24 protein-coding genes are annotated in these 24727 nt (G+C 43.0%); 10 read left to right on the forward strand and 14 right to left on the reverse strand.

Annotated elements, in window-relative coordinates:
- Positions 1-97 precede the first annotated feature (97 nt).
- The 5 genes from BM736_RS06675 to BM736_RS06695 all read right to left on the reverse strand — a co-directional run bounded on the left by BM736_RS06675 (position 98) and on the right by BM736_RS06695 (position 4147).
- Positions 98-340: a ribosome alternative rescue factor ArfA gene (locus BM736_RS06675; protein WP_076410182.1), complete on the reverse strand. Its 243-nt coding sequence runs from the start codon at positions 338-340 to the stop codon at positions 98-100.
- A 288-nt stretch (positions 341-628) separates the two neighbouring features.
- Positions 629-1462: an SDR family oxidoreductase gene (locus tag BM736_RS06680; protein WP_076410184.1), complete on the reverse strand. Its 834-nt coding sequence runs from the start codon at positions 1460-1462 to the stop codon at positions 629-631.
- A 69-nt stretch (positions 1463-1531) separates the two neighbouring features.
- Positions 1532-2038, reverse strand: coding sequence for a YgjV family protein (locus BM736_RS06685; RefSeq protein ID WP_076410186.1), 507 nt, complete (start codon positions 2036-2038; stop codon positions 1532-1534).
- Positions 2039-2153: 115 nt separating this feature from the next.
- On the reverse strand, positions 2154-2735 hold the full coding sequence (locus BM736_RS06690) for a Crp/Fnr family transcriptional regulator (RefSeq protein ID WP_076410189.1): 582 nt from the start codon (positions 2733-2735) through the stop codon (positions 2154-2156).
- A 152-nt stretch (positions 2736-2887) separates the two neighbouring features.
- Positions 2888-4147 (reverse strand): MFS transporter, encoded by a 1260-nt coding sequence (locus tag BM736_RS06695; protein ID WP_076410191.1) that lies wholly within the window; start codon positions 4145-4147, stop codon positions 2888-2890.
- A gap of 106 nt (positions 4148-4253) precedes the next feature.
- Between BM736_RS06695 and BM736_RS06700 the strand changes: the two genes are divergently transcribed.
- The 3 genes from BM736_RS06700 (at position 4254) to BM736_RS06710 (ending at position 7151) form a co-directional block, all read left to right on the forward strand.
- Entirely contained in the window at positions 4254-5039 is a 786-nt protein-coding gene (locus BM736_RS06700; protein WP_076410193.1) for a helix-turn-helix domain-containing protein, read from the forward strand.
- A gap of 82 nt (positions 5040-5121) precedes the next feature.
- Entirely contained in the window at positions 5122-6600 is a 1479-nt protein-coding gene (locus BM736_RS06705; protein WP_076410195.1) for a YdiU family protein, read from the forward strand.
- Between the two features lie 188 nt (positions 6601-6788).
- The gene (locus BM736_RS06710) at positions 6789-7151 is read left to right on the forward strand and encodes a PleD family two-component system response regulator (RefSeq protein ID WP_076410197.1); all 363 of its coding nucleotides are present in this window, start codon (positions 6789-6791) and stop codon (positions 7149-7151) included.
- Positions 7152-7293: 142 nt separating this feature from the next.
- On the opposite strand, the gene BM736_RS06715 is transcribed toward BM736_RS06710, so the two are convergent.
- From BM736_RS06715 to BM736_RS06725, 3 genes are all read right to left on the reverse strand, one after another.
- The gene (locus BM736_RS06715; protein ID WP_076410199.1) at positions 7294-8154 is read right to left on the reverse strand and encodes a delta-class carbonic anhydrase; all 861 of its coding nucleotides are present in this window, start codon (positions 8152-8154) and stop codon (positions 7294-7296) included.
- A gap of 535 nt (positions 8155-8689) precedes the next feature.
- Positions 8690-10732, reverse strand: a complete 2043-nt coding sequence (locus tag BM736_RS06720) for a S9 family peptidase (protein WP_076410201.1) — start codon at positions 10730-10732, stop codon at positions 8690-8692.
- A gap of 153 nt (positions 10733-10885) precedes the next feature.
- Positions 10886-11344 carry a hypothetical protein gene (locus BM736_RS06725; RefSeq protein ID WP_256717747.1) on the reverse strand — a complete coding sequence of 153 codons (459 nt, stop codon included), beginning with the start codon at positions 11342-11344 and terminating at the stop codon, positions 10886-10888.
- A gap of 342 nt (positions 11345-11686) precedes the next feature.
- On the opposite strand from BM736_RS06725, the gene BM736_RS06730 reads away from it, so the two are divergent.
- Entirely contained in the window at positions 11687-11893 is a 207-nt protein-coding gene (locus BM736_RS06730) for a hypothetical protein (RefSeq protein ID WP_076410205.1), read from the forward strand.
- A 301-nt stretch (positions 11894-12194) separates the two neighbouring features.
- Here BM736_RS06730 and BM736_RS06735 read toward each other — a convergent pair whose 3' ends face one another.
- From BM736_RS06735 to BM736_RS06745, 3 genes are all read right to left on the reverse strand, one after another.
- A complete protein-coding gene (locus BM736_RS06735; protein WP_076410207.1) occupies positions 12195-12836 on the reverse strand; it encodes a LiaF domain-containing protein in 642 nt (213 codons plus the stop codon).
- 288 nt (positions 12837-13124) lie between these two features.
- Positions 13125-13625: a hypothetical protein gene (locus BM736_RS06740; protein WP_143562352.1), complete on the reverse strand. Its 501-nt coding sequence runs from the start codon at positions 13623-13625 to the stop codon at positions 13125-13127.
- A 16-nt stretch (positions 13626-13641) separates the two neighbouring features.
- Entirely contained in the window at positions 13642-14451 is an 810-nt protein-coding gene (locus tag BM736_RS06745) for a cytochrome c3 family protein (protein WP_076410210.1), read from the reverse strand.
- A 480-nt stretch (positions 14452-14931) separates the two neighbouring features.
- Here BM736_RS06745 and BM736_RS06750 point away from each other — a divergent pair, with 480 nt between their 5' ends.
- The 4 genes from BM736_RS06750 (at position 14932) to BM736_RS06765 (ending at position 18152) form a co-directional block, all read left to right on the forward strand.
- A complete protein-coding gene (locus tag BM736_RS06750) occupies positions 14932-15732 on the forward strand; it encodes a helix-turn-helix domain-containing protein (RefSeq protein WP_076410212.1) in 801 nt (266 codons plus the stop codon).
- Positions 15725-16249 carry a hypothetical protein gene (locus BM736_RS06755; RefSeq protein ID WP_076410214.1) on the forward strand — a complete coding sequence of 175 codons (525 nt, stop codon included), beginning with the start codon at positions 15725-15727 and terminating at the stop codon, positions 16247-16249. The genes BM736_RS06750 and BM736_RS06755 overlap by 8 nt, the downstream gene beginning before the upstream one ends.
- Before the next feature lie 209 nt (positions 16250-16458).
- Entirely contained in the window at positions 16459-17193 is a 735-nt protein-coding gene (locus BM736_RS06760; RefSeq protein WP_076410582.1) for a DUF599 domain-containing protein, read from the forward strand.
- Between the two features lie 107 nt (positions 17194-17300).
- Positions 17301-18152, forward strand: a complete 852-nt coding sequence (locus tag BM736_RS06765) for a mechanosensitive ion channel family protein (RefSeq protein ID WP_076410216.1) — start codon at positions 17301-17303, stop codon at positions 18150-18152.
- Between the two features lie 186 nt (positions 18153-18338).
- Here the strand turns inward: BM736_RS06765 and BM736_RS06770 are convergent, their stop codons facing one another.
- Complete coding sequence (locus tag BM736_RS06770) at positions 18339-18698, reverse strand: TM2 domain-containing protein (RefSeq protein ID WP_076410218.1); 360 nt, start codon at positions 18696-18698, stop codon at positions 18339-18341.
- A gap of 315 nt (positions 18699-19013) precedes the next feature.
- Here BM736_RS06770 and BM736_RS06775 point away from each other — a divergent pair, with 315 nt between their 5' ends.
- Positions 19014-20360, forward strand: a complete 1347-nt coding sequence (locus tag BM736_RS06775) for an aspartate aminotransferase family protein (protein WP_256717748.1) — start codon at positions 19014-19016, stop codon at positions 20358-20360.
- Positions 20361-20422: 62 nt separating this feature from the next.
- On the opposite strand, the gene BM736_RS06780 is transcribed toward BM736_RS06775, so the two are convergent.
- Complete coding sequence (locus BM736_RS06780; RefSeq protein WP_076410222.1) at positions 20423-21040, reverse strand: HD-GYP domain-containing protein; 618 nt, start codon at positions 21038-21040, stop codon at positions 20423-20425.
- A gap of 315 nt (positions 21041-21355) precedes the next feature.
- Here BM736_RS06780 and glnD point away from each other — a divergent pair, with 315 nt between their 5' ends.
- The gene (glnD, locus tag BM736_RS06785) at positions 21356-23959 is read left to right on the forward strand and encodes a [protein-PII] uridylyltransferase (RefSeq protein WP_076410224.1); all 2604 of its coding nucleotides are present in this window, start codon (positions 21356-21358) and stop codon (positions 23957-23959) included.
- A gap of 84 nt (positions 23960-24043) precedes the next feature.
- Here the strand turns inward: glnD and BM736_RS06790 are convergent, their stop codons facing one another.
- The gene (locus BM736_RS06790; RefSeq protein ID WP_076410226.1) at positions 24044-24289 is read right to left on the reverse strand and encodes a YdcH family protein; all 246 of its coding nucleotides are present in this window, start codon (positions 24287-24289) and stop codon (positions 24044-24046) included.
- Positions 24290-24727: the final 438 nt, after the last annotated feature.

Here is a 24727-nt window from a genome sequence, read left to right on the forward strand (position 1 = left end):
AGTGTCAATTACAAATCTAATTTATTTTTTACTAATGCAGTGGTTGAGATTAAGGCACTAATTAGGTTGTAGCAGGGGAGATTGGCGAGGTGTTAGCTTAGCTGATTAAAAACATACTTTTATTGATGAAGAAAGCGCGCGCTAAAAAGTCAAAAGGGGCATCGCCCTTCAGCTTATGCCCCTTATGTTTACGGTTATATGAACCTTTGCCTTTTTTCGGCTTTTCAACTCGCATTTTGAAAAGTTCGCTAGTGACTAAGGCCTTTAAAGCGTTGTCTTTTATTGTGCCTCGCTTATTATCATGCTCGATAATGGCAGCTTTTTTACTGTGTTTAGCCATTGCTAATTACCCCTTTGTTGAGCGGCGAACTATAAGCGACCCTCAAGAGGGAAGCAAACAATTATTTATGGTTTATCAGGCCTAAGTAATGTTCAATTTTTCTGCTTTCAGGATCAATCAGTATGGCAGATCCCGTTTCATTGCAGCCAATAAGGTAAGATTGGCAGCCTCTCTCTGTTCGTATTTGATTAAAAAAAATCGATATATTCTCTGGCACTTTATTAACAACTTACAGAGTTAAATATAGTCGATGCTTTCTGATTTTGGATTTAACCGTTCAGTACAAGGCTAAGCTTTTCTTTGCCGGTATTTATCCTTGTTCTTTCTGCCTATTTGGTAAAGTAGGCCGCGAGTTACACGTCGAAAACGAGGAAATAAATAACCTAAGGTGGTGAGCTTGCCACTAAACCATGGCATAGATATTTCGGTGTTTTCCCCGCTTGCCAAGGCGACAATTGAGTCAGCCACTTGCTCTGGTGAGCTCATTGGTTGAGAGTAGACGATATCTTCTACCTCATCGATTTCATCCATGATAAAGCTAGTGTCGATTGGGCCAGGGGATACCACTGCTACATTGATATGTTTTTCTCTTAGCTCATCACTTAGCGCATAGGTAAAAGCTCTTAACCCTGACTTAGTGCCACTGTATGTTGCCGCACCTTGAAGCGGTGCTCGTCCCGCTAATGAACCAACCATGACAATGGCATTAGGCGTACCATTGGCTTTTGGCTGCATATGAGGCAGAACTAATGCAGCTAGATAAAGTGGGGCCTTTAAGTTGATATCAACCATAGCGGCTATCTGTTCTGGAGTTTGCTCACTAAAGTTGCCCCTATGATGTAGGCCGGCATTATTAACCAGCACATTGATACAGCCAAAAGCTTCTATGGTCGCATCAACGACAGCTTTACAGGCCTGAAGATCTCCAATATCTGCAGCTAAGGTTAAGGTTTTAACATTAGCGTATTGTGCCAGTTCTTCTTCTAGTTTTTTTAAGCCTGCAATTCCCCTTGCCACCAAAACAAGGTTCACACCATCAGGAAACGCTTTAGCAAAACCATGAACACATGCTGCGCCAACCCCTTTTGAGGCACCTGTGATTACTACTGTTATCGAGCCCATCTCTATCCCTTACTCGTTTTGTATTTTTTGTGTGGATCACTATAACCTGAATTAAGGCGTTTATTAGGATTACTGTCTAATAGGCAGTGCTAAGCCATAATGACGATAATAACCAACTAGATTACTCGCGATAAACAGTACCTCCATCAAGACGCCCATTGGAGAGCCAGCAAGTGCGTTATTGAGCAGCCAAACACAAGTGCCGATAATCATCAGTAGTCGTAGGTTTTGGTCGCTTTGGCAAAAAGCTGCGCGGGTCTGAATCGTGCTGCCAACTAGGCTAATGACACTTAGCCATCCAGTGTAAGTAAATAGGCTTGTTATAGCGCTGACTGATATAAATACCCACATGATACGTTTCGAGTGGCTAAAAATAGTGACTAAGTAGCGTAATGCTGCCAGAAGCATTAAGCAGGCCGCTGTTAACTGCTCTAGAAGGTAGAAGTGACTGCTAATAAGCACTGCGGATATACAGAGGCAAGCGACAATCTGTTGCTTATGTTTAAATTGAAAAGAGATAAGGTCAAACACGATAGCGGCCGCAACCAGCCATTGTGAAAGTACAAATGCAGACATAAATTTCCCACCTGAAATTCAAGTTCGTAGGCCTACGAACCATAGTGGCGCTAGAGTAGGGAAAAGATCACAGCAAGGAATTATCTTAAGTTAATTTGGGCTGTTTTTTGATAACTCATATAGCTAATCGCGACTTGAGTCGTGACAAGCTAACCGGGCTGATGCCGATATAACTGGCCAGTTGAATATTGTTAAGTTTATCGACCCACATAGGTCGATGGTTGAGCAGGTGCAAATAACGCTGCTCTGGCGTGTTAAGCAGAAAGAACTCCTCTTTTTCCTCCTTATAGATCAATTGCTGACTGAGTAGGGAGATTTTTACAGGCTGCCAATCAGCTTGAGAAAGTAAAAAAAGTGGCAAGGGGATAACGACCGAGTCTTCAATTGATTCTATCTGGTAGTGTGCAGGAGCTTGAGTTAGCCAAGAGCAAAATAGCAGGCAAAGCTCATGTTCAAAATAGAACTCTTTAGAAAACACGTTGCCGCTATGAGTGTAATGACACGCCTTTAATATGCCGGAGACAATAAAAAAAACCTGACTCTGTTTATCTCCTTGGCGAAGTAACAGATCTCCAGAATTAAGCTGTATGGGCGTTAGGTGTGTTTGAGCCGCGTTAACTTGAGCTTCACTAAGGCCTTGTTGAATTAAAAAGTATCGGAGGCTGTCATATGCAGCAGAGAAGTGATTTTGTTGCATGCTCTTTAGCTAGTCTCATCGTGCTTACTCAAAGTAGCAGAGTAATTAACTCCAAGACTAAGGTACAGGCTTATTTTCTTATAGCCCTTAAGGCGATGTTTATCGGCTTAAGGGCTATATCAATAGATATCACTAAATCATAGCAACCGCTATTAGCTCAGCGTTTCACTCTCTAATCTCACTTGCTCAGCTTCTCGTGCTATGGGCGGTGAAATCACTTCACTCTTTGATGCAAACAGAGCAAAAATACCCCACAGGACATTAATGCATGCACACAAAAGCAAGGGCTGAGTCCAGCTTCCGCTAGACTCATGTAATGCGCCAATGAGTACTGGGCCTGAGGCTGCCAACAAGTAGCCTAAACATTGAGCCATACCCGATAAAGCGCCTGCTTGATGGGGATCTCGCGTACGTATGCTGATCAAAGTCAATGCTAAGATAAAGCCCCCACCAGCGCCGAAACCGAACATCATAGACCATAATACAGCCATAGACGGCAGGCAAATAAACCCAAGAATGCTACCTAATACTAATAAAGTTAATCCGAAACTGAGCGGTCGTTTATCCTTAACTTTGGCCATAATAGGGATCATAAAAATGGCAGGGACAGCTGTAAATAGCTGTAATAAACCATGAATAACTCCTGCTCTTTCATGGCTGTATCCTACGTCCACAAGAATGGTCGGCAACCAGCTGATAAAGGTATACATTAGAAAGGAGTTAAGTGCTAAAAATAGGGTGAGCTGCCACGCTGCAGCTGAGTGCCAGATATAGCTATGGCTGTCTAACGCTAAGGTATCTTGAGTCGGCGTTGTGTGATTTCGTATTTGAGGGAGCCAGATTAGAATCGCAATTATAGGGAAAATAATGATCCCCCCTAGCGCAAAGGCCCAGCTAGGAATGATGGTTATAGATAGCGAATTAGCTAGATGCATCATAGGGATAGCTAAGCTCGCGCTTAGCGCTGAACCAATGCCCATCATAAGCACATAAATTGAGGTGATAGTGGCCACCTTAGTTGGAAAGTCACGCTTCATTAAGCTAGGCAGAAGCACGTTGGCTATTGCTATGCCCACGCCGATAACTAAGGTGCCAGCAAATAAGCCTGTTAATGAGCCACTGGAGCGAGCTATAACACCTAACAGGATACAGATGAGTGAAACCATTAAGGCTTGCTCTAGCCCTAGCTGACGTCCGAGCTTAGAGGCGATAGGTGAAAAAAATGCAAAAACCAATAATGGCAAGGTTGTTAGCATACCCGCTTGGGTTGCAGATAGGTTGAGTTGTTCTCTCATCTGCTCAAGAAGCGGGCCGACTCCAGTTATTGGGCTACGTAAACTGATAGCAATCAGTAATACACCTAAAAGGAGGAAGGCCGTATTGGTTACTCGGGAAGTTTGAGCTTGGGTCACTTGGTACTCCGTTAAAGCATGTTAAGCGAGTGGCATAGGATAAACTTCATTTTTCTTGCAGTATTGAGCTATAGTGACTTTTTATATCTAAAAACGGCCAAGGTAGTTGTCATATAGTCTGCAGTTTCCCAATTTTGATTCTGATGCCTTCCCACAGAAAGTCGTGGCTCTGAGAGTGAGTGGTGGAGAGCGTGAAGCAGAGACACCATTTCATCAGCACCATAAGTGCCAGTTAGTCATGGCGCTTAGTGGATACTTAAAGTGTAAAGTCGCCGATGCCATTTTGATTGTTCCGCCAAGCTGTGCGGCTTGGATCCCAAGTCAGGTACCTCACAGTAACTTGATATCCAGTGATGCCAGTGTTTGTATGTTATTTATTGACCCAGATATCATAGATCTACCAAAGAAAAGCTGCACTCTCGCTATCTCTCCCTTGATCCGAGAGCTCACACTGCACTTAACCTTGCAAGATCAGAGTTATGCTGATGGTAGTGCTACAGCAAAGCTAGTGGATGTATTAGTTGAACAATTAAAGTGCATGCCAACAGAAGACTTTGATTTTCCCACACCTATTGAACCTAGGCTTAATGCTATTGCAGCGAGATTACTGGCAAACCCTAGCGACAGACGTACTGTGGCGCAGTGGGCGAGTGAATTTGCTATGGGGGAGAGAACATTAGCCAGACTGGTTAAGCAAGAGGTGGGTCTTACCTTTGGGCGTTGGCGAGGGCAGTTGCATCTTGTTATTGCTTTACAAAAGTTAGCAACGGGAGAAACTGTTCAGCGTATTGCGGAAGAGTTGGGATACGAATCTGTTAGCGCCTTTATTACATTTTTTAAAAAGACCTTAGGTAAGTCGCCTAAACAATACATGAAAGAGCGTGATAGTTAAGTCACAGCTGAGGTACAGTTAGGAACTGGCATTAGCTATTCTTTGTTTTAAGCATTTTAATAAAAGTAGGTGTAGGCATTTTATGAGTACCACAATTGATCTGGGTTTGAAATTTGATAACAGCTATGCAAACGAACTCGAAGGCTTTTATGTGTCTTGCTCTGGCGCTGAAGCCCCAACTCCTGCGCTCATTAAAATCAACTTACCTTTGGCTGAAAGCCTTGGTGTTACTAATGATGATAAACATGAGTTAGCACAGGTGTTCTCTGGGAGTCAGGCCCCTGTTGGGTCATCGCCGTTGGCTCAAGTTTATGCTGGTCATCAGTTTGGCGGATTTAGTCCGCAGTTAGGAGACGGTCGTGCGCTATTGCTTGGTGAAGTTGTTGATCAAGATAACAAACGGTGGGATGTGCAGCTAAAAGGCTCTGGTAAGACGCCTTTCTCACGCAGTGGAGACGGGAAGGCTGTGTTAGGTGCTGTATTGCGAGAATATATCTTAAGTGAAGCAATGCACAGGTTAGGTATACCGACCACACGAGCGCTAGCGGTTGTCACCACAGGTGAACCTGTTTATCGCACTCAATATCTGCCCGGTGCTGTACTTACCCGTGTAGCTTCTAGTCACATACGTGTGGGGACTTTCCAATACTTTTCCTCTCTTGATGAACTGGATAAGGTAAAACAACTGGCTGATTATGCCATTGCGCGTCATTACCCAGAGCTTAAGGCGAGTAAGCAGCCCTATTTAGATTTTCTCTGTGCTGTGCGTGATAAGCAAGCACACTTGGTGGCCAAGTGGATGCTAGTCGGTTTTATCCATGGCGTAATGAACACTGACAATATGACTATCAGCGGAGAGACGATAGATTATGGCCCTTGCGCCTTTATGGATAGCTACGATGCAAATGCTGTATTTAGTTCCATAGATAGAGATGGGCGCTATGCCTATAGTAATCAGCCTGTGTTAGCCCAATGGAATCTAGCTCGCCTTGCCGAAACTTTGCTACCTCTTATTAGTTCGGATGGAAAAGAGGCGGTAGAAAAAGCGACAGAAGCGGTGAAGGGATTTTGGGATAGTTATCATAAGAGTTGGCTGACTGGGATGAAAGCTAAACTTGGACTTGCTAGTGAGGTGGAGGGAGACTTGGCTTTTTGTGAGCAGTTGCTTGAGTCTATGGAGAAACAAGATGTGGATTTCACCCAGCTATTTCGCCAGTTAGCGGTAGATTTAGAATCGAACACAAATACTTGCAAAGCTTACTTTAACGATCCAAGTCTATTTTTAGCCTGGCGCGAATTATGGTTAGTTAGGTTGTCTAAAGATGAGTTAACACCGATTGAAAGCGTCAGCTTGATGAATAAAGTTAATCCAGTTTATATTCCACGAAATCATCTTGTGGAGCGAGCTATCGAAGCTGCTGAACAAGATGCCGATTATGGGCCATTTGAGCAATTGGTTGCAGTTTTAGCTGAGCCATATACACCCCAAAAAGGTGAAGATGATTACGCTAAACCTGCCCCTGAAAGCTTCGGAAAATATACTACCTTTTGTGGTACTTAATTCCATCAGCTAAGAGATAGCCTTTAAAAGAAAGCATTTCTCTATTAGGCCACTTTACTAAGTGGTCTGATTGAACTTGCTAAGCAATAACTTGTCATAAAGTGTCTAAATTTGTCTCATCTGATATGTATCTTTTATTCAAAATTTGGATACAATAAAGAGACTAGCTATTGCTTTGAGAGGGCTAAATGGAACGAGCTACAATCCTAATTATTGATGATGATCCAGTATGTACTGGCGTTTTACTGGCTATTTTAGGTGATGATTATCAAGTGACTACCGCTAACTCTGGTAGTGGCGGTATCGATATTTTAAAGACGATATCTCCAGATCTTGTGTTATTAGATATCACTATGCCTGAGGTCAATGGGTATCAAGTGCTTAAGTTTCTAAAAGAGGATTCTAGCCGAACTCAAATTCCTGTGGTTGTTATCAGTACCTTAGTTGAAAGCTCAGATCGAGAGTTTGCGCTAAAGCTAGGAGCAGATGATTACATCAATAAGCCTGTGATGCCTGAAGCGATTCAGCAGGTCGTTGATAAATACCTATAGAACTTCTGAAATAGATGACTTCTAAAAGGTAAAGAAGGGCTTGATATTGGAGGTAAACGCAGGTTTATCAGTTATCTAGCAAGCTCTCTAGCAAATTAGCGTATTCAATTGAGCTAATTCACTAGAGCAGCCGCATAGTGGGTTAATTACCAGATAATAAGTCTGGATTGATCACTAGGTTTCTCACCCCATGGGCATGATCTTCATCAAACGCATTGCCTTCTAACCACTTACCTACACTATTGATATCTACCTTCATCACTTGAGGGCGCACGCCCCAGCTTACTTGTAGTGGTGAGCCTGCTTCATTATATCCAGGGCCTGTCGTTGAACCAGCATACTGAACTGGGGTGCCTGTAGTCGTTGGAATATTTACTGCTTGATGTAACCCATTTTTCATACCGAGTTGAGTCAGATCCATAAAGCTCTTGGCATTGCTATCATTCACAAGTACATAAACTTGAGTTTCGACTCTTAGCTGAGGGTTGCTATTGGACTCACTGAGACATGCACCTAAGGTAGGGCCTGGTACTACTTGTGCGCTGGAATGAACATAGTGAACCTCTATTGTATCTCCTGGATATAAGCTGCCATGTTTGCTTGCACCTACTTCAGTAGCTAGTGGCGCTAATTCACTTTCACTGAGTTTACCTGAGTATTTATAACCGCTCTGATATCCGTGGCCATCCCCGTTTCCAGCATATGTCGTAAACTCTCCACCTTTGTGTTCTGCATTTTTATGAAAATGGATATTACAAAGGTTCATCTGTGAGTAGGCTGGAGCTGGAGAAAAGATACGTGGATTACTGCCTTGGATAGAATCAATATCACGAGGCGATTGAGGACCAAAGCCTTTACCTTGAGTGTTTTCCGCCAATGCTGCTCTTTGCTTTTCAATAACTTGATCCGGAACATTCTGACTCGCGTCTTGAGATGAACCTGCGTTAGCTAAAAGCGGAAAAAGCACTAGGCTTGAGAGGAATACTCTTGTTTTGTTACTCATTTTATCTGTCCTTTATTAGTAATTATAACGGCTCTACAGCCGTTAGATTGAATCAGAGTGGAGCGAGTTTTCACCGGATAACCTATTGATTATTAGTGCCGATGGCAACCTAGACTAGATTAAACAAAGTACATGTTAACTAGGTAAAGTCAGTATGCTGCTTCCAATATTGCCTCAAAACCTAGGTATGGGTACCTATGGCAACAGTTTAGGTACAAAGTGAGGGCTTTTCCTCTTTGTATGACTGATTAGTGCTGATTGTTATAGTTATTATCCAACTGTAGGAAGGCTACAACTTTGATTAACCTAATAGTGCAAGGGTGAGGAGCCTGTATAACATGCCTGTTTGCTACATCCTGAGCTACCAATAGCGAATGAGACTAAGTCTGCAGAACGCTATGAGAGGTTAAAGCTAAAGAGGGTTGTTAGAGGTGGGAGCCTTATGTGTGCTTGTTATAAATAAAAAGGCTACCTCTTGGTAGCCTTTACTTTCAGCCAAAAATAACTAGCTATACATAGTTAGCCAAAAATAACCTTAACGTCCGCCAGGCTCTGCGAAACGAGTCATCCACTCTTCTACTTGGTTATACCAGTAGATAGAGTTATTGGGCTTCATGATCCAGTGGTTCTCATCTGGGTAGTAGATCATCTTAGACTCAACGCCGCGACTTTGCAGGGTACGAAACAGCTCAAACCCTTGTCCTACAGGTACGCGGTAATCAAGTTGACCGTGGATCACTAAAGTTGGGGTCTTGAAGTTACCAGCGCCGTAGTGTGGAGAGATTGATTTATAGATCTCAGGTTTATCCCAGTAGTTACCAAAACGGGTACTGTGAACTGAAAAATCGGCCGCCATCTGCGAATACATGTTGTAGACCGCTGCATGGATCAATAGGGCATTAAATGGGTTCTCTTGGCCAAGAATGATAGAGCTTAGGTAGCCACCATAACTTGCGCCGCCAGCGACCATTCGATCGCTATCGATCCAAGACTTCTCTTCGAACCAATCCGTTGCCTTCATCACATCTTCCAGTGACTTGTTCTTCCAGTCAGGGTTAATACTATCGGTAAATGCTTGACCGAAACTGTTAGAGCCATGGAAGTTAGGCCAAGCGGTCACATATCCCCATGAAGCAAAGGTTTGTGCATTCCAGCGGTAGTGAAAACCGTCAGAAATAGCCCCATGTGGCCCGCCGTGGATTAACATCATCAAGGGATACTTTTTGCTAGAATCAAATCCTGGAGGATAATGTACCCACATCTGGATATCTTGATCGTCGTAGCCCTTGTAGGTCACCGACTCGTAAGTGCCCAAATCAACATCTTTTAAGATATCGTCATTGAAGCTATCTAAACGATTGGTTTTACCATTACGTGGGTTGATGCTGACAATACGAGCTGGGTAGAGGAAGCTATCATTCGCAGCGACTAAGGTGCCATCTTTAGCAATAGAAGGTTTGCCGAAGTTAGTGGCCTTAGTGATAGGTTTTACTTTGCCGTTTTTTGCACTGATATGATAAATGCGGCGTGTTGCGGCATCATCGATTGCTGCATAAAAGCCTTTGTTATCAGGCGTCCAGATAAAGCGTGAAACAGAGCGGTCCCAGTCAGTGGTGATCGTCCGTTCACTGCGCTTTTTCAGGTCTAGTAAGACTAGATTGGCAGTATCGGCATAAAAACCATGAATTAGCTGGCGGGTAAAAGCCAGTGTCTTTCCGTCTGGGCTAAAGCTAGGGTTCGTATCGGGCGCTTCATTTTTTGGGGTGATGTTTTCAGCTTTATCACTACCAATTTTACCTAAGAAAATATCAACTTTTGGGTCAACTTGCCTAGTTTTGAGCTCGGCCTCCCAGCCATTAGCGTTGAAGGCAATCCAATGTTCACTTGGATCGATATCGTAGCTAGCAGCACTTTGCGATGAGCGAGGCAGCTCAATCTGCATCGGCTGAGTGATCGCTTCTATATCACCGCCTTGAGCCGAGATACGAAATACATGGGCTTGCCTCTCTTCATCAAGCCAGTGATCAAAGCTTGAATAAGGCAATGCATTCCACTGGTGTGCCGACATCTTGCTCTCTTCATCGGCCTTAAGCTGCTTAGCCATTTCGTCCCAGTTTTTACCTGGGAAGATGTTGCTGATAAAGTAGATATGCTTACCGACCCATTTGATGCCATAAACACCACCAGGCACATTAGTCAGCTTTTGTGCTTCACCTGGTTTATTCATCGGTAGAAGGTAAACCTGACCTGCTTCATCTTTATCGCGTTTACTGATAAAGGCTAAAGTTTTGCCATCGGGTGAGAATGTTGCTTCACTGGCACGCATCCCTTCAGCGGTAAGTGGTCGTTGGCTGTTACCCTCTTTGTCAAATAGCCAAAGTTGGGTCGAGCCTTTGTCTTCAGGCACATCATACTTAGTCACAGGGGCGACAATATGGCCCCCCTGGTGAGAGATGATTGGGCTGCCTATCCGGTTGAGTTGCCACAGCACATCAACCGAAAGTGGTTTAGTTTGCTCTGCAAACGCTGTTGCCATAGGCATCAGCAGGCACAGTAACACAATCCCTACTTTCTTCACGAGTGGATCTCCTTAGGTATAGTTTCAATTTGTTTGGAAGTTATTGCTTTAACTTATTTTTGTTTTAACCGGCACATTGCCGGAGCAACATTATAGCGATGAAAATGCCAAATGGGGGAGGAATATTGCTACAGTGTTATACAAGGTACTAGACTACCAAACCCTTTTATTACCGCTCTTTAACGGAATGTCTCCACTAATAACCTCAAGCATCTCACCGGTAAGAGTGACGAGTTTAGCTTCTATGTGCATTGTCATCGGAAAATGCTCATCTGGCGGCTTAATAATCACCTCTGCATAGGTGGGGTAGCGATTTGAGAGCATGTAATATTTTCCCTCCCACTCGCAGTCAAAGAAAAAATTAGGCTCTGTTAGGTTAATGTTCTCTAGCCGACCTTTAGTACTTCTAAGGTACTTGTCGGTGGTGATTATGTTGCAGCTGTTATTGTCAGAAGTGCTGAGTGTTTTGCTCTGGTGGCTAAAGGTAAAGGCGAGAGCGGACTTACCCGCAAGCTTGCTTTGATCCCCTCCAAGATAGGTGTCTAGTTCTATGGTGGTCGCAAAGCTCATTGATGGAATGAGTAAGAGAATTGCAAAGCGTAATGCGTTCAATATAACCTCCCATAAAGCGTTTAGCTATCGAATGATATTACTATCAACCGGTTGAAGTTAATCGCGTTATTGATAAACCGCCCTTAATAGAATAGTGAGGATTAACTATTACAGTCAAGTATTTAGACGTCGGTTGTTGTTATTAGAATCAACGTAGAATGCGTCTTTCTATCAGTGCAGGTTTACTTTGAACAAGGGCTATTTTTACGTCTACTTATGCTTGCAGCTTTTGTCTGTTACGACTTCAGTCTGAGCAACTATAATTTGGCTAATAGATGCTTATTTATTGGCAAATATTGCAGTGATAATATTATAAAGTGTTGAGAGATAAAGGTACTGGTTATGACTGAACTCAAGATAAAGAATATTGGCAAGGGGCTAGGGCTTGAGCTGCCGCAAGATGTGGTTGAAGGTTTACATCTTGGTGTCGGTGATAGTATCTGCATAGAGAAGTTATCCCAAGGTAGCTATCGTCTGGTATCGAAAAGAGATGAATCCGCTGAGCAAATGGCATTAATTGAAGGCTACATGCATGAAGAGGACGCTTAAAGGGTCTTTACCTGTGAGCTAACCATTTAATACCAATCAGGATAAGAAAGTGATCTACTCAGAGCGCTTTTTTGCAACTAATTCAAGGCGAATAGATGACGGAATGGTTATTCCCTTGTGAGGCTATTCAACGAAGAAGTAGGCAGCCAAAAACACTCCTGAAAGGCGAGTTTTAGCACTTCAAATGCAGTTTTAACGAGCTAGAACGTAGAATAACTATGCGCTTCACTCGTTGCCTTGCCTCTGAAGCGCTAATACCTCGCTGAGCGATCACATCTTTATGCTGGTTGGTATAATGTCCTCAACTAAATGTGTCTTTAAGCTGATTAGCAAAGGCAATGAACTTCTCTTTGATGGTGCGCTTTACAGATACAGACAGATCACCAAGTATCACTTTACCTTCAATGGTGATCACCGGTGCTTGTCGATTTGCCATTGAGGGCGCTCTATTTTCAATGCTACTAACGGCGCAGTATGTCTTGCAGACCACATTGATATTTTCAGGGATATAGATGGTACAGCTGCCAAGCACACAGTTGAGATTGATGGTTACATTTTGGTATTGAAAGATGGCGTCGGTAAAGTCGAGTGTCGTCTCGCCAAGTACATTGCTTAGTTTTATCTTGCTAGGAACTTCCCACTGACCGCTACGTTCATTACTGCTTAGAATACAGTTAATATTGAGCGTATCCTCGGACTGCTTTGATGAGTAGTTTGGGGTAAATTGTTTATCTTTTTGCTTACTATAATCGGCATCGGCTGATAGAGGTAGATCGGCCACCAGTGACATTAGCTCTTCGTGAGAGCTAGAATCCATAGCATCATCGAGGCGACGCTCAAATGCTTCAACGGATATCATGCCGTGACTGTAATTAACGATAAGTTTATCGATGACCTCTTCACGAACCTGTTCAATGGGCCTATCTTCTAATGTGACTGACATTCGCCGCTCCTTTGGCTTACTCTGTTATTAGCATACTCTTTTAGGTGAACAATAAGTAAGCATTTTTTATGCCGCTTGGCTAATTATGTTTTGAATCAGTTTATTAGATGATCACCGTTAAGCTAATAAGTGAGGGATAGCGTCATTTTAGTTAAAATTAGCACCAAAATATGGTTGTTTTAACAGCTAATGATTTTTTAGAGGAGGGGGAAACGCAGTGGCAAGCCACTGCGTGGTTATATCATTGAGCCAGCCATAATTTTCAGTGCTGACTGCTGGAGAGGCTGACTAGTCTAAGAAAGCTAGTTCAAGATGAGCCTTATCACCCATCACTTCGACGGCAACACGGTAATTAGTTACAGCGGCTTTCCACTCAACCTCGTCAAGATCTAGGTTGTAGACTCCCGACTCGGCTTCATGGGTATTAAGCGTGCATTGTTCATCTGTAATACAGTTTGAATGGTTAGCTTGATGCCAAGCAAGTTTATACTTGGTTGAAGCTTGCCCCTCTTCAGGGTAACCCATAATGACCAAGTTGAAGGCGCTTGCTGAAGTAACCTGCTTGTCATCATCTCCTGTTAATGTGAGGGTGACACTGCCTTTTTCACCATCGACGCTTTGTAATACGGCGCTAAGAGACTGGGTGTCGTTTATGTCGATAGTGGTAACTGGTGGCTCGACAGGTGGCTCGACTGGAGGCTCTGTGGTGTTATCATCATCCGAGCTGCCGCAACCTAACATCAAAACTGAACTTAGCCCTATGGCTAGACATATTTTAGTGTGTTTCATCTTAGTTCCCCTGCTATTAGTGGCCGCCATGGCAGGTATCACATGACATATTGGTTTTCACACTTGGCGCAAATGTAGATTCAGCTGTGTGACAAGACTGACAGCTTGCAACCACGTCTGAGACTGGGTGATCATTAACTGTTTCACCGTCAAAGGCCTTGTTAAGCATCACAATAAGTTCATAAACGACAGATGCTGAAAGCTGTTTGCAGCGCATCCCTTTCTCGCTAAATGATTTGCCGTTTTCACTGGCCCAAAGACTGATTGAAGAGTGGCACAGTATGCTGTTTGCAGCGGTTGGTTTGCCGACTTGATCCAGCGTCTCTGCCATATCGGCGCCAATACCTGAGATAAATTCAGGGGTTTGTAGTGGTAGCATCTCTGTTTCATAGAAGCGCATGGTTTGGCTAAGGAAAGCGTTAGCTGGTTCGCCGTTAATAGATAACAGATTAGCAAGCATACCTGCAGCATTGATGTTGCCACATACGGTTCCCTCTCCTAACATGCCAGCATAGCCGTAATGAGCCATGGCTGTTGGTACTTGGGCAAATTTGTCAGCATCGGGTGAGTTGGACTCAGCAAGACTTTTTATGATCCCATCAAAGACTTGATACATACAGCCATTTGAAGTTTCATATGCTCGCTTTGCTACAGCCATAGGATCAAGCTTTGTATATGCCAGCCTAGTACCTACCTCAAGTTTCCAATCTCCACTGCTACTGGTTACCGCTGCAATAACTGGATTAGCAACCAATGCACTACCTGCTGCCACAGACGAAATACCAATAATACGGTTAATCGCTTGTCTTCTATTTAGTGTTTTCATCTTATTACGTTCCCATTTTTTTATGTGTCACTCATTATGAAAGTGAGTGTATTTGCACTGAACCACGGCCTAAAAGTCTTAACCTATTTCCAGGCTGTTTTGGCTTGAGTTAAGAATGACAGGCTAAAAAAATGTGAATGAGAGCTTGGTCAAAGTAATTTTTACTGCAACTTTTCAGATGATGATTAAGGGGAATGGTTTATGTAACTAACCATAAGTGGCTTGTTTTGTGGTGGGTAATGCTGGTAAGTGATGGCTGTAAGAGATGTAATGCTGATTACAGCTTTTTATGATTGATATTATGGCGGGCATTTTGCGCGCTTGATCTCACAATAGGTTTATTTCTCTAAAAATGTGTCTAAACCAATTCGTTTTTGTACACAAAGTATAATTTTTTTACGCTTAAGTTAGATCTGTCTCATGTTTGTTTCAAATAACCCAAGTGCTTGAGTAAACTGTGATTGGTTGAATGTTTGTGACATGTTAATTGCAGTAAAATGCCGTATCGATTTTATGGTGGGCGCTATTGATATGCGATTAAAAATCTTTGAATTTGATATTGCCAATAGTCAGTTGTTCAATAGTGAAACTCAAAGCGTATTTCATTTAACACGGACTGAATGCTTGGTACTCGAGCAGTTGGCTGTGCATTCAAATCAAGTGATGAGCAAAGGCCAACTGGCCTGTGCTGGCTCACAGACTGCTGTGATGAGTGAGTCTGCAGTGGCTAAAGCGGTATTTACTCTGAGAAAATATTTTGGTGAAAGTCATGCCGATCTTATCGAAACCTTACCACGTAAAGGTTATCGCCTTAACATTGTAGTACCGAATGCTAACTGGGTTGAGCAAATTAAGCAGCGTAAGAAGCAACTTATGTTTGTGGCTATCTTATTACTAACCTTAGCCACTCTTATGGTGGCTGCGATGCATAAATATATCTTGTTTAAAGGGGCGGAGACACCGATTAAGATCAGTCGTGATGTCATGCTCAAGAGTGATCAACAGATTGTAATTACTTGGCTCGAATCGCCGAGAATGCAGCTGAGACAAGAGATCCCAATCGAAGAAAAGCTGATCTTCGCATTGAATCGTTGTCAGAGTGTCGCCTGGCAGCATGTATATTTGGCGTTTTCTAATGATATGCAGGTGCTGAACGTGTCTCTGTCTGGTAAAAGTTCAGCGGGGGGAACGCTAATGAGAAATATTAAAACCAGTGACTTTAGTTTAAGCCCTAAGTTTATCTCAGATAACTGGCTTCACGAGGTATCGCTCTGTGATTAAACCTTTTAACGTCATGATAATCAGCTTGTTATGTCTCTTGCTTACTGCTGTGATTGTTTATCAACATATAAAAGCGACAGAAGTAGATATAGTGTTGTCTTGTCGCAATGAGCTGGTGGCTTCTAACCCCAAAACAAACGCTATTGAGCATCACCTACTCATTGCTGATTTTGCTCTGCAAAAACGCTCGGCTAGCATTAGTTATCGCTATTTCACCCATGAGGGGATCCCGATTGCGACCCTGCACCTCAAAGGCGATGTGCTCAGTGCCAATAAGAGTAAAGATATCTACATTCTTAACTTAGTTAACAGTGAGTTAGTTCGCCATAACAGTGACCTTGCACTGCCACAACACGCCAGTCATCTAGAAGCTTTTGCGAGTCGTAATATCAGTAAGCAGGGCGTGCATAACCTAACGATTCAATTGGCCAGTCGAAATGATAAGGAGCACACAGCACTGCTGTATTTTCTACCTAGCACCAATATCTGTGCCTGTAGCTTAGTGACTATGGGCTAGCTTTCAGTTAATTATCGGTTCGTTTCACGGGTATTAACTCTTGTTAGCACTCTTGTAGAACTCTAGTAAGAATAAGCACTTGATGCAAATCAACAAAGTCCCTGATAGCTGTTTAAATCGACATCAAAAGGTTTAGATTGAGAAGGCATGCCTGCGTGTCTTTTTCTTGAACAAGACGATGATAGGTAAAAGCTTGAGGAGAAGTGATGTTGACAGGTTCAGTGTTAGATTTAATTGCATTTATCTGCTTTGTGGTGAGTTGGATTGGCTACACCTATTTTGCCAAGTGGAAAGCCAAGAATACCAACTGTATCGCTCGCTGTTTGCACCAACACCGCATTCATTGGATGAACGAGTTGATGCGTCATGAGATGCGAGTCGGTGAAGCGGCATTATTGGCAAACCTTGAGCGTAATATCACCTTCTTTGCCTCGACCTCAATGCTCATACTGGCTGGTGTACTAACACTCTTTGCTCAGGTGGGGCGACTAGAGTCTGTGATAGCCTCTATTCCTTACACTTCAGTGCCTACCGATGCGATGATCCAGTTAAAGTTGAGCCTGCTGACCTTTATCTTCGTAATGGCTTTCTTTCAGTTTACCTGGTCGATGCGCCAATATGGTTTCTTGAATGTAATGCTAGGAGCAACTCCGCTGCGAGAATACGAGAGTAGCGATCATATGAAAAACTACGCGACTCAAATGGCAATAGTTCAAGATCAAGCTGCCCATGCTTATAACTATGGCTTGCGCGGTTACTACTTCTCTATGGCGGTGCTCAGTTGGTTCTTCCATCCATTGCTCTTTATTATCACTAGCTTGTTGGTTGTTTATACCTTGTATCGACGAGAGTTCAAGTCGAAGGCCGTTTTGGCGATCACCCAAGGAATGATCATGTTGCAAAGGGAGGAGCAGGAGCAAAAAGAGATGGGAAACCGACATTAATCTCTGTAATAATGCAGGTAATACTTATCAGCATTATTACCTGTTAACAGCCCCCTTAAACGGAGCTCTGTAGGCTTGGTAATTACTCTGTATACAAAGAGGGTTCCGTGGACAAGCTCACCATTGCAGTTGATTTTTTATTAGCTAACAAGCTGTTATTCACTATTCTAATCATTGTTTTGATCTCCTTGATTAAGCGCTTAGTTGTCTCTTTGATCCGTGGTGATGTCCCGTTTTTAACTGAGACACAACGCAAGTGGATGTCACGAACTAAGAATGGCACCTTTCTCTTAATTATCATCTTGCTGTTTGTGTTATGGCAAACGGAGATCAGTAAATTCGCACTTTCAGTCACCGCGATTGCCATTGCAATAGTGGTGGCCTCAAAAGAGATCATTTTGTGCTTCACTGGCTCCATTCAGCGCGCTAGCTCCCGCTCATTTGTTGTTGGCGACTGGATAGAAGTAGGTAAGTTGTGCGGTGAAGTTATCGAGCATAATTTGATGGCGACCGTGATCCAAGAGATTGATCTGCACCATGGTCAATATCACTTCACGGGTAAAACGGCCACCTTGCCTAATAGCATGTTTTTTAGCTACGCCGTCAAAAACCTCAACTTTATGAAACGTTATGTTTACCATGACTTTCATATTACCGTGGCTGAATTTTATAACCTGTATCCACTCTTTCCTGCGCTGCAAAATAAAATAGAGGCCCATTGTGAGGACTTTAATGAAGTCGCTAAGCGCTACAACAGTGTTATTGAAAAGCATGCTGGTGTCGATCTGCCCGGTTCTGAGCCCCATATTCATATCAGCAGCGGCCCTAATGGTGAGCAGCTAGTCCACATAATGATTTTTTGCCCGACTGAACGTGCAGTTCATTTAGAGCAGCTTATTCGTGAAGACTTTATGATTGCTTACCACGAGACGTTTACTAAAGAGTCTGAAAGTCATTAAACCGTATTTGTTAGAATAATCGGTGTTCCTAAGTTTTTAAAAATTGAAACTCTATAGCTGAAGATTGAAGTTACACTTGTGTTGGAAAGCTATGTAGGAGAGGAATGCTTGCTGAGTAATTACATAGGCCCTTGCATGTGGGCCTATGCGCTTTAGCTTAGATAATCTGGTTTCTGCGGTCCGCAGTTAGATGTATTGGTGTGTCACCTTGCGGCGATAGCGCTGAGCAAAACTAAATGGGCTCATTTTCATGGTGCGAAATGCATCGAACCAGCCGACAAACATGGGCACTAATGTCCAGCTAAATACTAAATACAAGCTTCCCTTTAAGTACTGACCTAAATAGAACTTGTGCAGACCGAAAAAGCCAAATAACACACTGAACCAGAAGGCTAATTTTTGATTTTTGATACGAATATTAGGATCGATTCCTGCTAGGGCTTCTAATCCTTGAGCCGCATGACATTGAGGGCAGATGAGTAAATTATGGTTAATTTTCTCATTGCACTCTACACATAGAGATAACGGGTAATCACTGCTTTTCATTACACACTCCAGTTGTCATACGTTCTACCTAGCATGAGTCATGCATACGCGTCGCATTAGCTAAATATTCGCCAAAATTTGAGAGGCTTATTATGTGTACAAGTGTGCGCTGAGATCTAGGTGCCTAGTTCACAGATTCGAAATAAAAAAAGTAAAGAGTGGGTATATTGGCGGTTAGGGTAGGAAGTATATTGATTCACTCCCGTTAGATTTTTCATGAGTGAAGTCGATTAAATCTTGATGCACGCTTTGAGATATTTAGGACTAATATAGTCATTACTTAAGTTGCCCTGTATCATACGCGCCAGACATTTTATGATGAAGACCGACAAGATGAATAATATCAGTAAACCCGCCACCAATGCGCTGTTAAAGCAGGCCCATAACAACATGCCTTTAGGTGTAGCTGATAGCTACCGTTACTGGGGTGAAGATAATACTGTGTTTGTAAAAAGCAGCCTTGGTTGCACGATTACTGATGCAGACGATCAGCAGTTTATCGATTTTCGTTTAGCTTACGGGCCGATCATTTTGGGTTACCGAGATGCTAGAGTTGACCAAGAGGTCGTCAAAGCAATTACTGAGCGCGGCACCATCTCCGGTTTTTCAACGGATCTAGATTCTCAAGTTGTTGAGTTGATAAAGCAGATGTGCCCGAATATCGACAAGATGCGATTTGCCAATTCAGGCACAGAGGCTGTTATCGGTGCGGTACGTACAGCTCGTGGTTTTACTGGTCGTAATAAAATAGTCGTTGTAGAAGGCGGCTTTCATGGTCTATACGACGAGATGATGTGGAAATCTGATGTTGATAATTGGGACAACACCACAGAGGAAGCACCTAAAATCGCTTCTTTTGGTGGCGGTATTCCTGAGGCGAGTCGCGAACATTTAGAAACGGTACCGCTTAACGATTTCGCTGCTATTGATGAAGTATTTGGCCGTGTTGGCGATGATATCGCTGCTATTGTCATTGAACCTATATTAGGCAACTGTGGCAGTATCGCATCAAGCCAAGAGTATATGCAGAAGCTTCGTGACATCTGTGATGCCAATGGCACCTTACTGATCATGGATGAGGTGAAAACTGGATTTCGTGTCGCTAAAGGTGGCGCGCAAGAGCTCTATGGTATCCATGCAGATTTAACGACATACGCAAAAGCTATGGGTAATGGCTATCCTGTTGCAGCCTTCGGTGGTCGCAAGGATGTGATGGACGTGATTAGCTTTAGCAAAAAAGGTGTGACTCATGGCGGTACTTACACCGCGAATATGATTGCCCTAAGTGCAGCAAAAGCAACACTGACGATTTTGAATGAAACTGATGCCTATGACAGCATCAATAAGGCCGGTGCTGATATCCAGCAAGTGTTATCACGGGTATTTAGCAAGCATGGTATTGAACATAAGTTTGCAGGACCTGATTCAATGTTTGGCATTCATTTTGGCAGCCAAGTACCCCAAAATTATCGAGACTGGAAACAAACAGACAGCGATCTATATACCGAGTTTGCTCATAACTTGATAAAGAGCGGCGTTATGTTGGAACCAGACTCGCGCGAGCCATGGTTTATCTGTGAGTCTCATAAAGATATCGACCTTGCTCAGTTAGAACAGCTTGCTGACATCGCCATGGCTGATGCCATTGCGGCGCGCAAGTAAGCTTAGTTTGAGCTCACATGGTTATTGAAAAATGCTGTGTGAGCTAATATCTTGTGAGGGGGTTATAGCTGTGTGCTCTTTGTGGCTTTATGTTCTGCAGCAAACAGATCGCCTTGGTTAAGATCGTACAGTGCAATACATGCATCAACCACTATCGGCTCATATAAGATCCCACGGTTTTTACTTATCTCTTCGATGGCTTTCTCTTGGCCTAATGCCTGACGATAGGCACGCGAGTGGCTAATAGACTCAACAACATCTGCCACAGCAATCACTTTAGCTTCAAAATGGATCTGTTCGCCTTTTAACCCATCTGGATAACCTGAACCATCAAGGCGTTCGTGATGCTGCCTAATGATGCTCGCAACCGGCCACTGAAAACTGACTTCCTGCAAAATTTCTTCACCAACCACAGGGTGAACTTTTATTAGGTCAAACTCCTCTTTTCTTAATTTCCCTGTTTTTGAAAGGATAGAGCTAGGAACGCCCAGCTTACCAATATCATGCAGTAAAGCTGAGATCCTAATACATTCGATTTGCGTGCTAGGGAGCTCAAGTTGTTGGGCTATTCGACGAGCAAGTTCTGAGACCTTCTTCTGATGGCTTGCCGTGTAGTGATCTCGCGCTGCAGCGGCTGCAGAAATGGCAGCGACCAGCTGATGTAGTCCATGAGTGTCCAATTAGCTAAATCCTTTTGACTAATAAATGTATATCTATTAAATATAGCAGTAATTTAGCACGTTACTCCTGCGGATACATTAGGTATTACTCACCTATAAGGTTCAATTACCTAAAAGAAGCTGCTGAATATCAGATGGTTAAGCAAGTCATCTTTTAGCCAGTAATATGGTTGATATACTGTTGTTAATTTGTAATTTTTAGTCAGATCATCTACTCTGTTGCTTCATTTTAAGGCCATTGCATAACGGTTTAATTAGTATAAATAAAGTCAAAAAAGCTTAATTATACTCAGTGCAAACAGCTACAGGAGAAGCATGTCAGACTCTGATATATCACCTCAATTCAATGCAAAAATGAGCATCACCGATTATAAAAAAATAATCCAAGATGCTGATAACTACTTTAATGATAACTTTACCCACGTTGCGATCGACGAGATAGTAAAGTTACGTGCAGACTTCTTTGACGCTTTACTCCTCCACCTCTGGCAATGCGCCGAACTTGCGACTGAAAACGTTTCCCTTAATGCTGTAGGTGGGTATGGTCGACAAACTTTACACCTACACTCAGATATTGATATTTGCGTGTTATCAGCTCAAGCCTTGAGTTCCCACCAAGAAGCTCAGATTGGCCAGTTTTTTACTCAGCTATGGGATTTAGGTTTAGAGCTTGGCCATAGTGTGCTGGCTTTGAATCAAATTGATAAAGCCTGTGAAGATATATCTACTGCCACCTCACTGTTTGAAATTCGCCACTTAACTGGCCCTGAGTCTCATGCTAAACAGGTGGCAGAAAGGCTGTATGGTGATGACCTATGGAGCAGCGAGGCTTTCTATAAGGCCAAGTTCAGCGAGCAAGATGAACGTCATAAAAAGGCGCAAGGCAGTGCGTTTAGCCTAGAACCTAACCTTAAAAATAGTCCCGGCGGTATGCGCGATATTCAGACCTTGATCTGGGTAACGCGTAAATATTTTGCCGCAGAAGATATGGCGGCATTAAGACGGTTCGGCTTTTTCACCACCGATGAGTATGCAGAATTATTAGAGTCACAGCATTTTATTTGGCGTACACGTTGGGCATTGCACGCCGCAGCTCAGCGTTCTGAAAACCGGCTACTTATCGCTTTGCAAAGTGATGTAGCCAGATTGATGGGCTTTGGTGATAACAGTCACCTTGCTATCGAAAAGATGATGCGTCAGCTATATCGAGCCATGAGGCGGATAAGCGAACTTAATCAAATGTTACTGCAGTACTTTAAAGATGAGATCTTAGTACAAGCTGACAAAAAGTCTGTGGTGTTAAATCAGCACTTCGAAATTAATGGCCGTATGCTCAATGCTCGCCATGATGATGTATTTGTTGATCGTAAACAGCTTATTGCACTGTTTATCCATATTGCTGAAAACGCTAATGACATAGACGGTATTTCACCACTGACCATTCGCTTAATACGTCAAGTGAGACGGCGACTATTGGGGGATCTGCAAGATTTTCATAGTTGTCGAAAAGAGTTTATTGCGCTGTTTCGTCACCCCCAAGGCATGGGCTTAGCGTTATCATTAATGCATAGACACGGGATTTTAGCGTCATATCTGCCGCAATGGCGAGAGATAGTCGGGCAGATGCAGTTTGACCTGTACCATGTTTATCCTGTTGATGAGCACACTCATAAGCTGCTTAAGAACCTCTATTCACTTAACGGTAAGCCAGAAACCCCCTCCTTTGCTCAGCCTAGCGCAGTGTTTAAAGCGATAGAGAATAAAGAGGTATTGTTATTGGCGGCTCTGTTTCATGATTTAGGCAAAGGACGTGGTGGCGATCACAGTGAGTTAGGTGCTGTCGATGCACTACAGTTTGCAAAATTTCATGAGCTTAAACCCTCACAAGCGAAAGTGATCGCTTGGTTGGTGCAAAATCATCTGTTGTTATCTTTATCTTGCCAACGATTAGATATTTATGACCCTTCTGAGGTGAAGAACCTAGCAAAGTCGATAGGCACTAAGGCGAGACTCGATGCCCTCTACTGTTTAACGATTGCCGACATCAAGGCGACGAATGATGATCTGTGGACGAACTGGAAGGCCACTTTACTCAGAGATCTCTATATGTCGATAAGCTATGCACTGCGCAATGGCTTAGAAAATGTTTTAGAGCAGCGAACAGTGGTTAGAGAGCACAAAATCGAAGCACTAGAGTTGATGGGGATGACTGAAACCCCTGATGTGATTAAACAACTCTGGAAACGCTTGCCACTGTCCTTTTTCAGTAATGCACAACCTGCTGAAATAGCCAGATATTCGCAAGCTATGGCGAAGTATCCTGCAGAACGTGCGCTTATCTTGCTAGATGACAGTATTACCAAGGGAAGTAGTGATCTGTTTGTTTATATGAAAGATAAGCCCGGTCTATTTGTGACGCTATTTAATACCTTAGCCTCACTGCAGATCTCAGTGCAGCAAGCGAATATCTCACGGACTAAAGATGGTTACGTGGTCGAATCATTAAAGATACTCGATTATGACCATCACCCAATAAGAACTGCAGGGCGACGTGAGCGGATCAAACAGCGATTGAAGCAGGTATTATTTGAAAATAGAAAGGTGCCTAAACAGCGTCTTAACAGTAATATCGACTCATTTATCAGTGAGCCTAAAGTTGAATTTTTGCACTCACGTAAGAAGGATAGAACTTTAATCAGTGTAACTGCACTGGATAACCCACAGTTTATGAGCCATTTCTGTAACGGCTTTAGGCAGTTTGAACTGAATATTCACTCGGCAAAAATAACGACAGTGGGTGAGCAGGTTGATAATGTGTTTCTTGTCTCTGACAAAGAGGGCCAGTCTTTAGATGATGACAATAAGCAAGCATTGAAGTCCTTCTTCGTCGATTTCATCAAAGAGCAGGCACCGACATAGCTATCTTATCGTTTTAATTATCTCGTTAAGAGGAGCACGTAAGGACAAAGCGCCTTACGTGCATCATATCTATGCTGAACTATATTAATCGTGATGAGCTTTAAGCTTTTGGAATAACACATCTTTTAAGTTAGCGCGATCTACCTTGAGCTGATGCATATGTTCATCATCTGTGGGACTACCGGCAACTTCAAGTTGACGAATATCATAATCTAAAAGGTGATACTTTTTGGATAACTCTTTGAACTCTTCATCTTTATGATTCAAATGAACAATGTCTTGCTTATATTCTGGGAAGTCAAAAATAAGCGCGTGATTCTCATTTAACATAGGGTACCCCTGAATGGTGAGCTGAAAATTTATCTAGAACTCAATCTAGCGTTTATCGATAAACCGATCTTCAATTTAATCCTGAATCTAATCTCGAAAACCTATCTCGAAAACCTATCTCGAAACCAAAGTCACTATAGCATTATGAAGTGTAATAAAAGATAGCTAGGCAACAGTTTTAGAAAAGACTAATCAAGTGCTCAATCAATCACCATCAAGCTTCATTGATATAGTGTGGAAGATAGCTTCCCAACTCGTGCTGGTAGCTGGAGGCGATTTTGCGGTAATGTGAAGTGGAATACGAAGCCCATAGTTAATGCATGTAACTTCGTCTGAGGCGTGCGGTACGGCTGGGCTGCACCGAGAGGGGGAAGCTGTTGTCTCCCTCTTGGGCTGTGCTGTGGGGAACCCTGCGATCTTAATCCAAACGAAGTTTGG

Source organism: Shewanella sp. UCD-KL12 (assembly GCF_001957125.1).
In the GTDB taxonomy this organism is placed as follows: domain Bacteria; phylum Pseudomonadota; class Gammaproteobacteria; order Enterobacterales; family Shewanellaceae; genus Shewanella.

Coding starts and splice junctions, on each gene's coding strand:
- BM736_RS06675 (WP_076410182.1), bottom strand. CDS start 340: ATGGCTAAACACAGTAAAAAAGCTGCCATTATCGAGCATGATAATAAG.
- BM736_RS06680 (WP_076410184.1), bottom strand. CDS start 1,462: ATGGGCTCGATAACAGTAGTAATCACAGGTGCCTCAAAAGGGGTTGGC.
- BM736_RS06685 (WP_076410186.1), bottom strand. CDS start 2,038: ATGTCTGCATTTGTACTTTCACAATGGCTGGTTGCGGCCGCTATCGTG.
- BM736_RS06690 (WP_076410189.1), bottom strand. CDS start 2,735: ATGCAACAAAATCACTTCTCTGCTGCATATGACAGCCTCCGATACTTT.
- BM736_RS06705 (WP_076410195.1), top strand. CDS start 5,122: ATGAGTACCACAATTGATCTGGGTTTGAAATTTGATAACAGCTATGCA.
- BM736_RS06710 (WP_076410197.1), top strand. CDS start 6,789: ATGGAACGAGCTACAATCCTAATTATTGATGATGATCCAGTATGTACT.
- BM736_RS06715 (WP_076410199.1), bottom strand. CDS start 8,154: ATGAGTAACAAAACAAGAGTATTCCTCTCAAGCCTAGTGCTTTTTCCG.
- BM736_RS06730 (WP_076410205.1), top strand. CDS start 11,687: ATGACTGAACTCAAGATAAAGAATATTGGCAAGGGGCTAGGGCTTGAG.
- BM736_RS06735 (WP_076410207.1), bottom strand. CDS start 12,836: ATGTCAGTCACATTAGAAGATAGGCCCATTGAACAGGTTCGTGAAGAG.
- BM736_RS06740 (WP_143562352.1), bottom strand. CDS start 13,625: ATGAAACACACTAAAATATGTCTAGCCATAGGGCTAAGTTCAGTTTTG.
- BM736_RS06745 (WP_076410210.1), bottom strand. CDS start 14,451: ATGAAAACACTAAATAGAAGACAAGCGATTAACCGTATTATTGGTATT.
- BM736_RS06750 (WP_076410212.1), top strand. CDS start 14,932: ATGTTAATTGCAGTAAAATGCCGTATCGATTTTATGGTGGGCGCTATT.
- BM736_RS06770 (WP_076410218.1), bottom strand. CDS start 18,698: ATGAAAAGCAGTGATTACCCGTTATCTCTATGTGTAGAGTGCAATGAG.
- BM736_RS06775 (WP_256717748.1), top strand. CDS start 19,014: ATGATGAAGACCGACAAGATGAATAATATCAGTAAACCCGCCACCAAT.
- glnD (WP_076410224.1), top strand. CDS start 21,356: ATGTCAGACTCTGATATATCACCTCAATTCAATGCAAAAATGAGCATC.
- BM736_RS06790 (WP_076410226.1), bottom strand. CDS start 24,289: ATGTTAAATGAGAATCACGCGCTTATTTTTGACTTCCCAGAATATAAG.